This window comes from Actinoplanes sp. NPDC089786 (genome assembly GCF_040684855.1).
Classification (GTDB): Bacteria; Actinomycetota; Actinomycetes; order Mycobacteriales; family Micromonosporaceae; genus Actinoplanes.
The window spans coordinates 24304-37478 of sequence record NZ_JBFBGU010000007.1 but is presented as its reverse complement, the minus strand read 5'-3'; the positions used below and the strand labels follow the sequence as shown (position 1 = coordinate 37478).

Annotated in this window: 12 protein-coding genes; 8 read left to right on the top strand and 4 right to left on the bottom strand. The window is 71.3% G+C overall.

Annotated features, from left to right (window positions below; genetic code table 11):
* Positions 1-47: 47 nt before the first annotated feature.
* Positions 48-2207, top strand: coding sequence for an esterase-like activity of phytase family protein (locus tag AB0O15_RS22105; protein WP_364321416.1), 2160 nt, complete (start codon positions 48-50; stop codon positions 2205-2207).
* On the opposite strand, the gene AB0O15_RS22100 is transcribed toward AB0O15_RS22105, so the two are convergent.
* The 3 genes from AB0O15_RS22100 to AB0O15_RS22090 all read right to left on the bottom strand — a co-directional run bounded on the left by AB0O15_RS22100 (position 2204) and on the right by AB0O15_RS22090 (position 4531).
* Complete coding sequence (locus AB0O15_RS22100) at positions 2204-3187, bottom strand: hypothetical protein (protein ID WP_364321413.1); 984 nt, start codon at positions 3185-3187, stop codon at positions 2204-2206. The two genes, AB0O15_RS22105 and AB0O15_RS22100, sit on opposite strands and share 4 nt — an antisense overlap.
* Before the next feature lie 99 nt (positions 3188-3286).
* Positions 3287-3583 carry a hypothetical protein gene (locus AB0O15_RS22095; protein WP_364321410.1) on the bottom strand — a complete coding sequence of 99 codons (297 nt, stop codon included), beginning with the start codon at positions 3581-3583 and terminating at the stop codon, positions 3287-3289.
* A gap of 30 nt (positions 3584-3613) precedes the next feature.
* Complete coding sequence (locus AB0O15_RS22090) at positions 3614-4531, bottom strand: MFS transporter (RefSeq protein ID WP_364321407.1); 918 nt, start codon at positions 4529-4531, stop codon at positions 3614-3616.
* 95 nt (positions 4532-4626) lie between these two features.
* On the opposite strand from AB0O15_RS22090, the gene AB0O15_RS22085 reads away from it, so the two are divergent.
* From AB0O15_RS22085 to AB0O15_RS22075, 3 genes are all read left to right on the top strand, one after another.
* Positions 4627-5976, top strand: coding sequence for a DNRLRE domain-containing protein (locus AB0O15_RS22085; protein WP_364321404.1), 1350 nt, complete (start codon positions 4627-4629; stop codon positions 5974-5976).
* 716 nt (positions 5977-6692) lie between these two features.
* The gene (locus AB0O15_RS22080) at positions 6693-7544 is read left to right on the top strand and encodes an aldo/keto reductase (RefSeq protein ID WP_364321401.1); all 852 of its coding nucleotides are present in this window, start codon (positions 6693-6695) and stop codon (positions 7542-7544) included.
* A 68-nt stretch (positions 7545-7612) separates the two neighbouring features.
* A complete protein-coding gene (locus AB0O15_RS22075) occupies positions 7613-8671 on the top strand; it encodes a hypothetical protein (RefSeq protein WP_364321398.1) in 1059 nt (352 codons plus the stop codon).
* Here the strand turns inward: AB0O15_RS22075 and AB0O15_RS22070 are convergent.
* Positions 8658-9554 (bottom strand): hypothetical protein, encoded by an 897-nt coding sequence (locus AB0O15_RS22070; RefSeq protein WP_364321395.1) that lies wholly within the window; start codon positions 9552-9554, stop codon positions 8658-8660. The genes AB0O15_RS22075 and AB0O15_RS22070 overlap by 14 nt on opposite strands.
* Before the next feature lie 263 nt (positions 9555-9817).
* Between AB0O15_RS22070 and AB0O15_RS22065 the strand changes: the two genes are divergently transcribed.
* The 4 genes from AB0O15_RS22065 to AB0O15_RS22050 all read left to right on the top strand — a co-directional run bounded on the left by AB0O15_RS22065 (position 9818) and on the right by AB0O15_RS22050 (position 13168).
* Complete coding sequence (locus tag AB0O15_RS22065; RefSeq protein WP_364321392.1) at positions 9818-10537, top strand: ATP-binding cassette domain-containing protein; 720 nt, start codon at positions 9818-9820, stop codon at positions 10535-10537.
* Between the two features lie 32 nt (positions 10538-10569).
* Positions 10570-12024: a hypothetical protein gene (locus AB0O15_RS22060; RefSeq protein ID WP_364321389.1), complete on the top strand. Its 1455-nt coding sequence runs from the start codon at positions 10570-10572 to the stop codon at positions 12022-12024.
* Entirely contained in the window at positions 12021-12725 is a 705-nt protein-coding gene (locus AB0O15_RS22055; RefSeq protein ID WP_364321386.1) for an ABC transporter permease, read from the top strand. The genes AB0O15_RS22060 and AB0O15_RS22055 overlap by 4 nt, the downstream gene beginning before the upstream one ends.
* Positions 12726-12820: 95 nt before the next feature.
* Positions 12821-13168 carry a YciI family protein gene (locus tag AB0O15_RS22050; RefSeq protein WP_364321384.1) on the top strand — a complete coding sequence of 116 codons (348 nt, stop codon included), beginning with the start codon at positions 12821-12823 and terminating at the stop codon, positions 13166-13168.
* Positions 13169-13175: the final 7 nt, after the last annotated feature.

Below are 13175 nucleotides of genomic sequence, written 5' to 3'. Positions count from 1 at the left end.
TACGCGGCGGTGACGCCCTGATTTTCCGAAACCGTTAAGGAGATCCGTTGTCAGGCAAACTGCCCCTACTGGCGATTCTCTTGCTGCCGGTCGTGCCCGGCGGCCCGGCGGCCGTTGACTACCGGTGTTCCCCGGACGTGTCGCTGCGCGGCTTCTCGGACGCCCTGGACAAGACCACGTTCGAGGGTACGCAGGTCGCGGGCCTGTCCGCGATCTCGCCGACCACCCACGACCACGCCCTGGCGCTCGTCGACAACATCGGGACCACGCCCGCCCGCGTCTACGACATCACGCTGAAGCGTCCGTCGGTGACCGGCGTGACCGTGCTGAAGCGGGCGGACGGCACCCCGTACACCGGAAGCGATTTTGACGGCGAAGGGCTGGTCGCCGAGAACCGTGGCCGGACCGTGCTCGCCTCCTCGGAGCGGGAGCCGTCGATCCGGCGGTTCCGGATGTCCGACGGCCAGGAGATCGCGTCGCTGCCGGTGCCGGCCCGGTTCCAGGTCGCGCCGGCCGGCGAGGCCGCGGTCAACCAGACCTTCGAGGCGCTCGCGGCCGGCCCCGACCAGAAGGTGCTGTACGCCGGCATGGAGGGCCCGCTCTCCGGCGATGTGTCGGGCAGCCGGATCATCCGGTACGAAGGTGCTCCCTCATACCGGCCGGTGTCGCAGTACGCGTACAAGACGGACTCGGGTCTGGGTCTGGTCGAGCTGCTGTCCCTCGGCGGCGACACGTTGATGGCGGTCGAGCGCGGCTTCACGGCCGGCGTCGGCAACACCGTCCGGCTCTACCAGGTGTCCACGCTCGGCGCGGCGGATGTCACGAACGTCGCGTCGTTGCAGAACCTGACCGACCCGCGCGCCTGGGCCGGCAAAACGCTGCTGGCCGACATCGTGAACTGCCCGTCGGCCGGCGCCACGGCCAAGCAGCCCCAGCCCAACCCGCTGCTGGACAACATCGAGGGCGCCGCGTTGGGCGGCACGACGGCCGACGGCCGCCGGATCGTGCACCTCATCTCGGACGACAACGGCGGCGCCACCCAGATCACCCGGCTCTACACGTTCGCCGTACGCGTCAAGCCCGACGTCACCCTGAAGACCCGGGCCCTCCTCTCGGCCACCGCCTGGCAGCCCGGCCCGGTCTCCGGCACGCTGCTGCCGCCGACCCCGGTCAACGGCATCACCCCGCCGTTCCCGGGCCAGCCGATCCCCGGCTTCTCCGGGATCATCCCGCGGTTCGCCGGCGACCGTTCCGGCAAGCGGCTGCTGGCCATGCCGGACAACGGCTTCGGCACCAAGGCCAACTCGGCCGACTTCCTGCTGCGGGCGTACGACCTTTTCTACGGTCGGGAGATCACCGTCAACGGCTTCATCGGCCTGCGCGATCCGGACCGGAAGATCCCGTTCCCGATCGTCAACCAGGACACCGCCGACCGGCTGCTGACCGGCGCCGACTTCGACCTCGAGTCGCTCCAGCGGGACGCGCGCGGCGACCTGTGGTTCGGCGAGGAGTTCGGGCCGTTCCTGCTCCGCACGGACGAGACCGGCAAGGTGCTGCAGGCGCCGATCCCGCTGCCGGACGGCACCAGGTCGCCGCAGTCGCCGTACCTGGCGCCGGGGGAGACCCCGAACCTGCCGGCCAGCAAGGGCTTCGAGGCGATGGCGGTCAGCCGCGACGGCTGGACGCTCTACCCGATCCTCGAGGGCGCCCGGGTCAACGATCCGGACCAGCGCCGCCGCGTGGTCTACGAGTTCGACGTGCGCCGCGCGGCGTACACCGGCCGCACCTGGTCCTTCGCCAACGAGGACGCCTCCCTGGCGGTGGGCGACGCCGCGGTGCTCGACGGCCGGCGCATCCTGCTGATCGAGCGGGACGGCGGCATGGGCCCGGCCTCGAAGATCAAGCGGCTGATCGAGACCGACCTCGACCAGGTCGGCTCGGACGGCTACCTGCCGCGGCGGCCGGTCGTCGACCTGATGCGCATCGCCGACCCTCGTTCGGTGTCGCTCCCCGCGCGTCCCGGCGAGTATGGCGTGGGCCCGCTGTTCTCGTTCCCGCTCCAGTCGGTCGAGACCGTGCTGCCGCTGACCGGCAACCGCGTGCTGGTCGCCAACGACAACAACTTCCCCGGCAACGACGGCCGCATCGCGGGCCGGCCGGACGACACCGAGATCATCACGATCGAGGTGCCCGGCCTGCGAAACTAGTCCAGCGCCGACGGCGATTCGGCGCCCCGCACCAGCAGGCGCGGGGCGCCGTTCCCGTCAGCGGGCACCTGATGGATGTCGGGCCGCCCGTCGTCCTGCCGCAGGGTGTAGGCCAGCGTCCGGTCGTCGAGCCAGGCCGCCTGGTCGTCCACGCCGGCCGTCTCGGCGGTCGCGGTCACCCGCATCGAGGCCAGGTCGAGCACCGACAGCCGCCACCCGCGCGCCGGATCACCGCCGACCGCCTCCTTGAACGCGATCCGCGTCCCGTCCGGCGACAGCGACGGACACTCGACGTTCTCCTTCAGCGTCGTGACCTCGCGTGCTCGCCAGTCCCCGCGGACCAGATACCGTTTCCCGGCCGTCCCCAGCGTCGCGTAGAACGTGTTGTCGTCCCGCGCGAACGTGACACCCCAGTAGTTCACGTCCACGTTCCGGTAGGCCTTGCCTCCTTTGCCTCCCTTGCCTCCCTTTGTAATCGCGAAGTCCTCCAGGGACATGACTTTGTCGCCGGTGCGCGTGTCGAGAATGCCGGTGCGCGTGGAGAAACCACCCGTCGCGTACGAGTCCCCGCCCACGAACGTCGTCCACGCGACCATCCGGCCGGTCGGCGACACCCGGGCCCGGTTCGGCTGGCCCGGGATCGCGAAGGCGCGCTTCGGCTTCAGGTCCGCGTCCAGCACCACGAGCTCGTTCGACCACGGGTCGGTGGGGCGGAGGCAGACCCCGGTCCCGGCCGCCGCGTAGGCCCGCAGGCACTCGACGGGGGAGACGCTCCGCGGCCCGTCCGGGTCGTCCAGCTCGACCGCGGCCAGGTGCCGGTCGGTCACGGTGAGCAGGCGCGGGCCCGGTCTCAGATCCACTTCGCCGGTGTACGCCGGGACGACCGCGTTCTCGCGTGTGCTTGCCGCATATCCCGCCGCCACTGTCGCCAGCACCGCCGCCGCGCCGGCCGCGATCCCGAGCCGTGCCCTGGTCCTCATCCCGCCCCTTTGCTCTGAGCGCATATAGGCACCGCTTGTCGCGTGCCCACTGGTCGGCCTTGCCGCTCTGCGCACCTATACGCACCGCTTGTCGCGTGCTCACTGGTCGGCCTTGCCGCTCTGCGCACCCATACGCGTCAGCGCGACCGTCCCGGCCACCGCCACCAGGGCCAGCACCGCCGCGGCGCGGATCGCGACATCGGGCCCCCAAAGCTGCCACGCCGCCCCGAACAGCACCGACGACACCAGGTAGGCCAGCGCCTGCCCGGTCTGCACCAGCGCCAGCCCCGTGGTCCGCACCCGCTCGGGCATGATCGCCCCCGCGAGCGCCATCACCACCCCATCGGTGGCCGCGTAGAACAGCCCGTACCCGGCCAGCACCACCCCGAGCCGCACCCAGCCGCCGCCGGACCCGGCCAGCAGCAGTTAGATCACGGCCAGCGCGAGATACCCACCGACCACCACGCGGAGCCGTCCGACCCGGTCCGCGAGCCGGCCCAGCGGCGCCGCCAGCAGTAGATAGGCGAGGCTGGTCCCGACGGCCAGCAGCGGGAACCAGCGCACCGACAGGTCGCTGCCGCGCTGGAGCAGCAGGTAGACGAACCCGTCCCCGATCGTGGCCAGCCCGAGCAGGCCGGCGGCCACCAGCAACCGGCGTACCCGCGGTTCCCGCAGCAATCCCGCGGCCTCGGCGAGCTTGACCGACCGGGCGGGCACGACGGCCTGGTGCTCGCGGACGAACAGCACGAGCACGACCACGCCGAACACCGCCACGCAGAAGCTCGTGACGAACACCGCGTCGTACGACGTTCCGCCCGCCGAGAACAACACTCCGAGCGCCACCAGCGGCCCGAGGAACGCCCCGGCACTGTCCATCATCCGGTGCACGCCGAAGGCCCGCCCGAGCTGCGAGGGCGGCACCGACAGGCTGATCAACGCGTCGCGGGGCGCCGTACGCAATCCTTTGCCCAGCCGATCGGCCGCGATCACCACGCCCAGCGCGCCCACCGACCGGCCCGCCACCAGCAGGCCGAGCTTCATGACGGCCGACAGCCCGTAGCCGAACCCGGCGACCAGTTTGCGCGCCCGCACCCGGTCGGCGACGAACCCGCCGGCCAGCCGCAGCACCGCGGTCGCGCCGGTGTGGACGCCGTCCAGCACCCCGAACGCCAGCGGGCTCAGATGCAGGCCGACCACCAGGTAGACGGGCAGGATCGCGGTGATCATCTCGCTGGAGACGTCGGTGATCAGGCTGACCGTTCCCAGCGCGAGAACGTTGCCGCCGACGACCGCCCCCTTGCCTACGGGCGACCGGGACACGGTGGACAGGTACACAACTGCCATCGTCGGTGGTGGATCCGTTGCCGCACAACGGAACTCACGAATTGTTCACTCAGCGGCCGTGCGACCGTCCATCGACTTGCGTAAATTGCTGAGACATGCGAGCCCGCCGCGCCGTTCTTGCCCTCCTGCTGGCCGCGACCGCGTTCACGGTCACGGCCGCGTCGCCCGCCTCCGCCGCCACCTCGACCTTCAGTGCTGTCGCCGACACGTACGTGCAGAACGACACGGCCGGCACCAACTACGGCACCTCGGCCCAGGTGGTCGTGGACAACTCACCGGTCCGGCGCACGTTCCTGCGGTTCACCGTGAGCGGAGTCAGCGGCACGATCACTTCGGCCCGGCTGCGGCTGCACACGATCAGCGGCAACAGCGGCAGTCCGAGCGGCGGCACCTGGTCGGCGGCGTCGAACACCACCTGGTCGGAGACCGGCACCACGTGGGCCAACCAGCCGGCCATCGACGGCGGCGCGCTCGGCTCGATCGGTTCGGTCAGCGCGAGCGGCTGGTACGAGGTCGACGTCACCTCGGTGGTCACCGGCAACGGCACGTTCGGCTTCGCCGGTACGTCGTCGAACTCGGACGGCGCCTACTTCGACACCCGGGAGAGCGGCGCCACCGGCCCCCAGCTGGTCGTCACCACCGGCGCCACCGAACCGTCGGCCGACCCGGTCCTGGTCGGCGCGGGCGACATCGCCGACTCGGGCTCCGGCGACAGCGCGACCGCCACCCTCCTCGACGGCATCGACGGCACGGTCTTCACCACCGGCGACAACGTGTACGAGAACGGCACGGCGTCCGAGTTCTCGACCTACTACGCGCCGACCTGGGGACGGCACCTGTCCCGCACCTACCCGTCGCCGGGCAACCACGACTACAACACCTCCGGCGCGACCGGCTACTACACGTACTTCGGCGCCCGGGCCGGCCCGAGCGGTCGCGGCTACTACTCGTACGACCTGGGCAACTGGCACATCGTCGCGCTGAACTCCAACATCAGCATGACCGCCACCTCGGCACAGACCCAGTGGCTGCGCTCCGACCTGGCCGCCAGCACCAAACCGTGCACCCTGGCGTACTGGCACCACCCGCTCTTCACCAGCGGCGCCAACCACGCCCCATCCACCTCGACGCGCCCGCTCTACCAGGCCCTCTACGACAACAACGCCGACGTCGCCATCTGGGGCCACAACCACCAGTACGAACGCTTCGCCCCCACGAACCCGTCCGGCGCCGTCGACACCACCCGTGGCCTCCGCACCTGGGTAGCCGGCATGGGCGGCGCCGGCCACTACTCCTTCGGCACGATCCAACCCCACAGCGAGGCCCGCAACAGCTCCACCTACGGCGTCCTCAAACTCACCCTGCACAGCACGTCCTACGACTGGCAGTTCATCCCGGTGGCCGGCCAGACCTATACCGACTCCGGCACCGGCGCCTGCCACTGACCTTCAAGATCAAGATCGTGAGGTCGTAGCCGGGTGGGTGGTGCGGACCGCAGCTCCCGAGGGTCGGCTCGCTCCGCTACGCCTCCACGCCCGTGCCCACTCACCCTCCCGCGCGATCCCACCGACTCCCGCCCCACCTAAGCCTCGTGAGGCACCGCGCTTCATCAGCTGTCGCTGACCCGGGTCTCCGCCCGCCCGGTCGCGTCCGGCCCGGTCGACCCGTCTCCGCCGCCGGGCTCCCACCAGGTCCGCGAGATCGTGCACGTGCGGGGCAACAACGCCCCGGAACGGTCCAGATCGGTGGTCGGTCCGGCCTGCCCGCCTTGACCCCCTGCAGGCGGCGCCGGCTGCAGGGCACCCGCCCTTCCGCGCGCCGACCAAAGCTGATCTTGCGAAATCGCACGCGCGCGCCACCGCCACCCCCACCCCTATGGGTGGGCGGAGAATGTAGCGCGCGAATGTGACGTTCTCTGGCGTTGTCCACAGGCGGCCGCCCTGCCGGGCCGGGAGGCGACGGCGCTCCGCCGCTCAGAACGAGCTCGGTCAGACCGCCGGCAGCGGTGTCCCGCCGGGCGCAGTTCGATCGCGAAAGCGCCCCGAACGGCAGTTATGCCGGTCCCAGGCCGCGGATGATGGGTGCTTGCTCACGCTGAGGCGCCGAGGGAACCGGCGTAGGTTGGGTGGTGAGCTGAGCTGACGATGTGAGGGAGTTCGGGGTGAGCACACAGCAGGCCGGTGCCGCGGGCACGACCGATGTCGGCGGTGACCTCACGGTCAACCGTCTCGGTTTCGGGGCGATGCGGATCACCGGTGACGGCATCTGGGGTGAGCCGAAGAACCGGGACGACGCCAAGGCGGTGCTTCGCCGGGTGGTCGAGCTCGGGGTCAACTTCATCGACACCGCCGACTCGTACGGGCCGGATGTGAGCGAAGAGCTGATCGCGGAGGCGCTTTACCCGTACCCGGAAGATCTGGTCATTGCAACCAAGGGCGGGCTGACGCGCACCGGGCCGGGGCAGTGGCCGGTCAACGGGCGGCCGGAGCACCTGCGCCAGGCGGCCGAGGGCAGCCTGCGGAAGCTGCGGCTGGAGCAGATTCCGCTGTACCAGTTCCACCGGCCCGACCCGAGCGTGCCGATCGAGGACTCGCTGGGCGCGATCATCGAGCTGAAGAACGAGGGCAAGATCCGGCACATCGGTGTCTCGAACTTCGACGAGCAGCAGTTGCGGCTCGCGCAGTCGCTGACCCCGATCGTGTCGATCCAGAACCGTTACAACATCGACGACCGGCATTCGGAGACCTTGGTCGATCTGTGTGAGCAGGAGCGGATCACGTTCCTGCCGTGGGCCCCGATCCAGGACCACCAGGGCAACGCGACCGTGCAGCGGCTGGCGCAGGAACACGGCGCGACCCCGCACCAGATCGTGCTGGCCTGGCTGCTGGCCCGGTCCCCGGCGATCCTGCCGATCCCGGGCACCGGCTCGGTGGGCCACCTGGAGGAGAACGTGGCGGCGGCGAGCATCAAGCTGGCTCAGGCCGACGTCGCGGAGATCACGGGCGCGCTCTGACCTTCCGGTACGGCGCCGACCATCCGTACGGAGCGGGGGCGGTCGGGTACGCGTACTCATCCGAGGGGATGTGGCGTGACCTGACCGGCCTCACGTACGGGCCGAACTACTACTCCGACTATCTGACCCCGGGCTGGAGCGTCCTGCGTTCGGCCGGCCCGCACAAGCCGGACAAGCCGTCGCTGGTCCGGCTGGCCGCCGCCCCGGACGCCCGCTACACGGCCCGGGACAAGAACGGACATCTGCTGGCCGGCGGGAAGTTCGCGTTCCACGAGCACAACGGGCGTGGGGCCGGGGGCGAGCAGACGCAGCGGCCGTTCCACCAGTTCTGGTTCGACGACAACTGGCTGGCCCGGCACATGGCGCGGGCGTACGGCTGCCCCGAACCCGATGGCCTGGACGATGACGGCGGCCACGTCCGGTGGCGGGTGTTGTCCGGCGACCTGAACTGGACGCCGCACGACCGGGTCCGCCCGCCGATCCGCTCCGACCAGCCCGACCGGCTGATGCTGGACGGCCTCTACTACCTGGCCGCCGGCCACCACGAGCGGGCGCTCAAGAAGCTCGGCAAGATCCGCGCGACCGTCAATCCGGCCACCCGGCTCTACGACTATCCGGCGCTGCGCGAGAACTACCACGTCGGGCTGGTCAAGATCCTGGTCGAGCAGCTGCTGACCGTGGTGGACCGGCCGGAGCTGATCCTGCACTCGGTGTCCTTGCGCGACCTGATCATCCGCCGGCAGCAGCGCGAGACCGGCACCGGGCGGCTGCTCGGCTGGACGTCGTCGGTGGAGCCGGGCGGGACGCTGATGAACATCGAGTCGCTCGCTGTGAACGCGCTCGCGCTGGGTGCGGGCAGCCTGGCCACGTTCGAACCGGACCAGACCCCCACGCTGCCGCCCGGCGCGTACACGGTCGAGTTCGTGATGCGCTCCGAGGGTGAGGCCGCCGCCCGGGTGGACATCGTCGACCCGCGGTCGGGCGCGGCGCTGGGGGAGCGGGGGGTGTCACTCGACGACCGTTTCCAGCGGGTGGCGGTGCCGATCAGCACGGCCGGCGGGACTGTCGCGTTCCGCTGGAACGCGGGCCGCCGGCCGGTCGAGGTGGCCGAGATCAGGGTCCGCTGATCTTCCGTTCCACCACGGTGTCCGGCGTGACCGACGTCGCGGCCTGGGTGGTCGCCGAGGCCCCGTCCTTGGTGGCCAGCGGCGGGCGTGCCCCCGAACTGCGCAGCGCCACCAGCTTGGACAGCGTGTCGAACCAGAACGGCGCCCCCAGCATCAGCAGCAGCGCGGTGATCAGCCAGCCGCCGATGTGCGGCCACAGCCAGGCGGCGCTGCTCCAGTCGGTGACGTTTGTCCACCCGATCGGCAGCCCGAGCGCCCCCAGCTCCTGAACCGAGCGCACGTTCTCCTCGAGAGAAGTGCCCGTGGACCCGGCGGCGGCCTGCTGCGCCGCGTTCAGGGTCGCCTCGCGCAGCACCGGCGCCTGCCACAGCGCCTGCGTCACGTGGATGGTGGACACGTTGCCCAGCACGGCGATCCCGAGTCCGACCACCAGCAGCACCCCGGTGCTCCACCGCTTGTACGCCTCACCCAGCCGGCTCATCGTCTCGTCGAACCAGCTCTCCAGCCCGGCCTTGACCTCGACCACCCGGGCGCCCGACTCGGCGACGAGCGCCTCGACGCGTTTGTCCAGCCCACGCAGCCCGGTCGGCGCCGACAACGCGCCCAGCTCGGTGATCGCGTCGGCGAACGAGCGTGCCGACAGGTAGGCCGGCCGGGCCCGCTCGGTCAGGAACCAGGCCCCGTGCCCGGCCGCCGCCCGCGCCGAGCTGTAGATCGCCGTGTCCTTGAACAGCTCCAGCGCCCGCTGCTGGTCGGCGATCGCGTTGCGCGGGTCGCCGAGCATCTGCCCGATGGTCGCCTCCAGGTCTTTGGCGCGCTTGCCCATCAGCCGCGACAGCCCTTCGACCAGGGCCGACGCCAACGAGGACAGAACGAAGAACAACAGCGCCAGACCGCGGTCTCCAGCGCCTGAGAGCCGAACATCCGGTTTCCTCCCCAGGGTCGCGGTACAGGATGCCATCAAAGATTCAAGAGCTTGAGGTCGCACCTGAGTGGGTGGTGCTGACCGTCGCTCCCGCCGAGGGTCGCTGCGCTCCACGTGTGGAAATGGCCACCCTGCGGCGCTGCGCGCCGGAGCGCCGGGTAACAGCGGCATGACGGTTGCTGTGGCGCCCGGGTTAGGGGCGGCTCCGTAGAACCATCGGCATGACAGCCACCATCGAAGTCGACGGACTGCGCAAGCGGTTCGGCCCGGCGATCGCCCTGGACGGGATGACGTTCGCCGTACGGCCCGGTCACGTCACGGGTTTCGTCGGGCCGAACGGCGCCGGCAAGTCGACCACCCTGCGGATGATCGTCGGGCTGGACCGGCCCGACGCCGGGACCGCCACCATCGGCGGGCGTCGCTATGCCCAGCTGACCAGGCCGATGCGGCACGCCGGGGCGCTGCTCGACCCGCACGCGCTGCACCCCGCCCGATCCGGGCGCAACCATCTGAGGTGGCTGGCCGCCTCGCAGGACCTGCCGGTCGGCCGGGTCGACGAGGTGCTGGCCCTGACCGGGCTCGCCGACGTCGGCCGGCGTGCGGCCGGTGGCTACTCGCTGGGGATGCGGCAGCGGCTCGGGGTGGCGGCCGCGCTGCTCGGCGACCCGCCGGTGCTGCTGCTCGACGAGCCGTTCAACGGACTCGACCCGACCGGGATCGTGTGGATGCGCGGGCTGCTGCGCGACCTGGCCGCCGAGGGGCGTGCGGTGCTGGTCTCCAGCCACCTGATGAGCGAGCTGCAGGACGTGGCCGGACACGTGGTGGTGGTCGGCCGGGGCCGCGTGATCGTCTCCGCCGCTACCGACCAACTAGTTGGTAAGTATTCGTCGCTGGAGACGGCCTACCTGTCGCTGACCGACGGCGTGGGCGGTATCCGATGATGCTCCGCGCCGAATGGATCAAGCTTCGGACCGTGCCGGGCTGGCTCGCCGGTCTGGTGGCGGCGGCGCTGCTCGTCGTGGCGCTCGGCTGCCTGTTCGCGAGCGGAACCAGCATGTCCTGCATGGCCGGCAATCGTGAGGTCGCCTGTCCGCCGCCGCCGACCAACGCGGCGGGTCTGGGGGTCGACGACAAGTTCGCGTTCACGAACCAGGCGCTCGACGGCAACGGCTCGATCACCGCGAAGGTGGGCGCCCTGACCAGCACGATCACCTATCCGCCGCCGAACCACGACCAGATCGTGCCGGGGATCCTGCCGTGGTCGAAGGCCGGCCTCATCGTCAAGAACGGGACCGGGCCGGGCGCCGACTACGCCGCCGTCCTGCTCACCGGCGCTCACGGCGTACGCATGCAGTCGGCCTTCACCCACGACCAGGCCGCACCGGGCTTCGCCTCGGCCAAGGAGGCCTGGCTCCGCCTCAGCCGGTCCGGCGACAACATCACCGGCTATGTCTCGGCCGACGGCACGACCTGGCAGAAGATCGACACGGTACGCCTCGACGGGCTGCCCGCCGCGGTGCGGATCGGCTTGTTCGTCACGTCGCCGGGCGGCCTCACGGTCGACGAGAAGCCGCAGGGCGGGCACGCCGTGGCGGTCCGGTTCACCCAGTCGACCGCCGAGTTCTCCCAGGTCAGCCCCGCGTCCGGCTGGAACGACACGCTCGTCGGCTATGGCGACTACCGCACCGGCTGGGAGCAGACCCACCCGCCCGGGCACACCGAGTCCGGCGGGGTGATCACCGTGTCCGGGTCCGGTGACATCGCCCCGCTGACCGACGGCGTGGCGGTGGAACGCATCCTGACCGGCGTGTTCCTCGGCCTGCTGCCGCTCATCGTGGTGGCGGTGCTGTGGGGTACGGCCGAGTTCCGGCACCGGATGATCGCCACCACGCTGGTCGCGATGCCGCACCCTGCGCGGGTGGCCGGGGTGAAGGCCCTGGTGGCCTGGCTGGCGTCGCTGATCGCGGGACTGGTGGCGGTCGGGGTGACCCTGCCCGTGACGACCCGGATCCTGCACGCGAACGGCGTGATCCTCCTGCCCGTGCCGTGGCCGACCACCGTGCGCGTCGCCGTGGGGACGGCGCTGTTGCTGTCGCTGGCCGGCGTCTTCGCGTACGGGATGGGCATTCTGCTCCGGCGGGCCGTGCCCGCGGTCGTGGCGGTGACCGCCCTCCTGGTCGCGCCGCCGATCCTGGCCGTTACCTCGGTCCTGCCGCCTGACCTGGGCGCCTGGTTGCTCCGGTTGACCCCGGCGGCGGCCTTCGCGATCCAGCAGAGCATCCCCGCCTACCCGCAACTGTCCCTTCCCCAGACGACCTTCGACGGCTACTACCCGCTGTCCCCCTGGGCCGGCCTGGCCGTCCTGGCGCTGTACGCGGTGGCCGCGGTGGCCGCCGGAACGCGGCGGCTCCGGCGGGAGGCCTCGTGACGGCCGCGCTGCGCGGCGAGTGGGTGAAGTTGCGCACCGCCCCGGCCGGCCTGGCCGTGACGCTGCTCCTCGCGGCCGGGCTCACCGCGGCCGGCGCGGCGCTCGGCGGCGGCGACGCGATCGACCCGGTTCAGCTCCGGCTCCTGGGCGTCCGGCTCGGGCAGGCGGCGGTGGCGGCCGCGGGCGTGCAGCTGATCGCGGGGGAGTACGGCACCGGCCTGATCCGGATGAGCCTGCTCGCCGTCCCGCGCCGCACACACCTGCTGGCGGCCAAGGCCACCCTGCTCACCGCCGGGGTGCTCCCGGTGGCCGTGCTCGGCGTCGGCATCGCCGTGCTCACCCTCCCGCCGAGCGGCCCGCTGTTCCGGGCGGCCGCCGAGTCGATCCTCTACCTGATCCTGATCGGGCTGCTCGGCCTGGGCGTGGGCGCGGCCGTGCGCGGCTCCGCGGCGGCCGTCGGCATCGTCCTGGCCCTGCTCTACCTGATGCCGATCCTGCTCCAGATGATTCCCGACCCGGACTGGCAGCGCGCCCTCTACCGGCTGACCCCGGCGACCGCCGTCCAGGTCATCGCCACCACGGTCGACGCCGCCGCCCTGCCGATCGGGCCATGGCCGGCGCTCGGCGTGGTGGCCGCCTGGACCGTGTTCGCGCTGGCTATCGGCGTTTTCACCCTCCACCGCCGGTCCGCGATCCGGTAGAAAGAATTTCTTGCCGGAGCTGTCGATAACGCCGAACCCGTTCGTCGACACGGTGGAAGTGGCCGATCGGCGGCCGTCCGACGTGAGGAGTCATCATGCGTTACCTGTTGCTGATCTACGGCGAGGAATCCACCGCCGCGCCCGACCCGGCCGAGGCCGAGCAGGTGATGAACGAGTACTGGGCGTACAGCAACGCGATCAACCAGGCCGGGGCCAGCCCGGGCGGCGAGGCGCTGCAGGACAGCAAGACGGCCACCACCGTGCGGCTCAAGGACGGCGAGCGGGTGGTCACCGACGGGCCGTTCGCCGAGACCCGGGAGGTGCTCGGCGGCTACTACCTGCTCGACGTGCCCGACCTCGACGCGGCGATCGACTGGGCGGCGAAATGCCCGGGCGCGAAGTACGGGTCGGTCGAAGTTCGGCCGATCATGGAGTTCTCCTGAGGTAGGG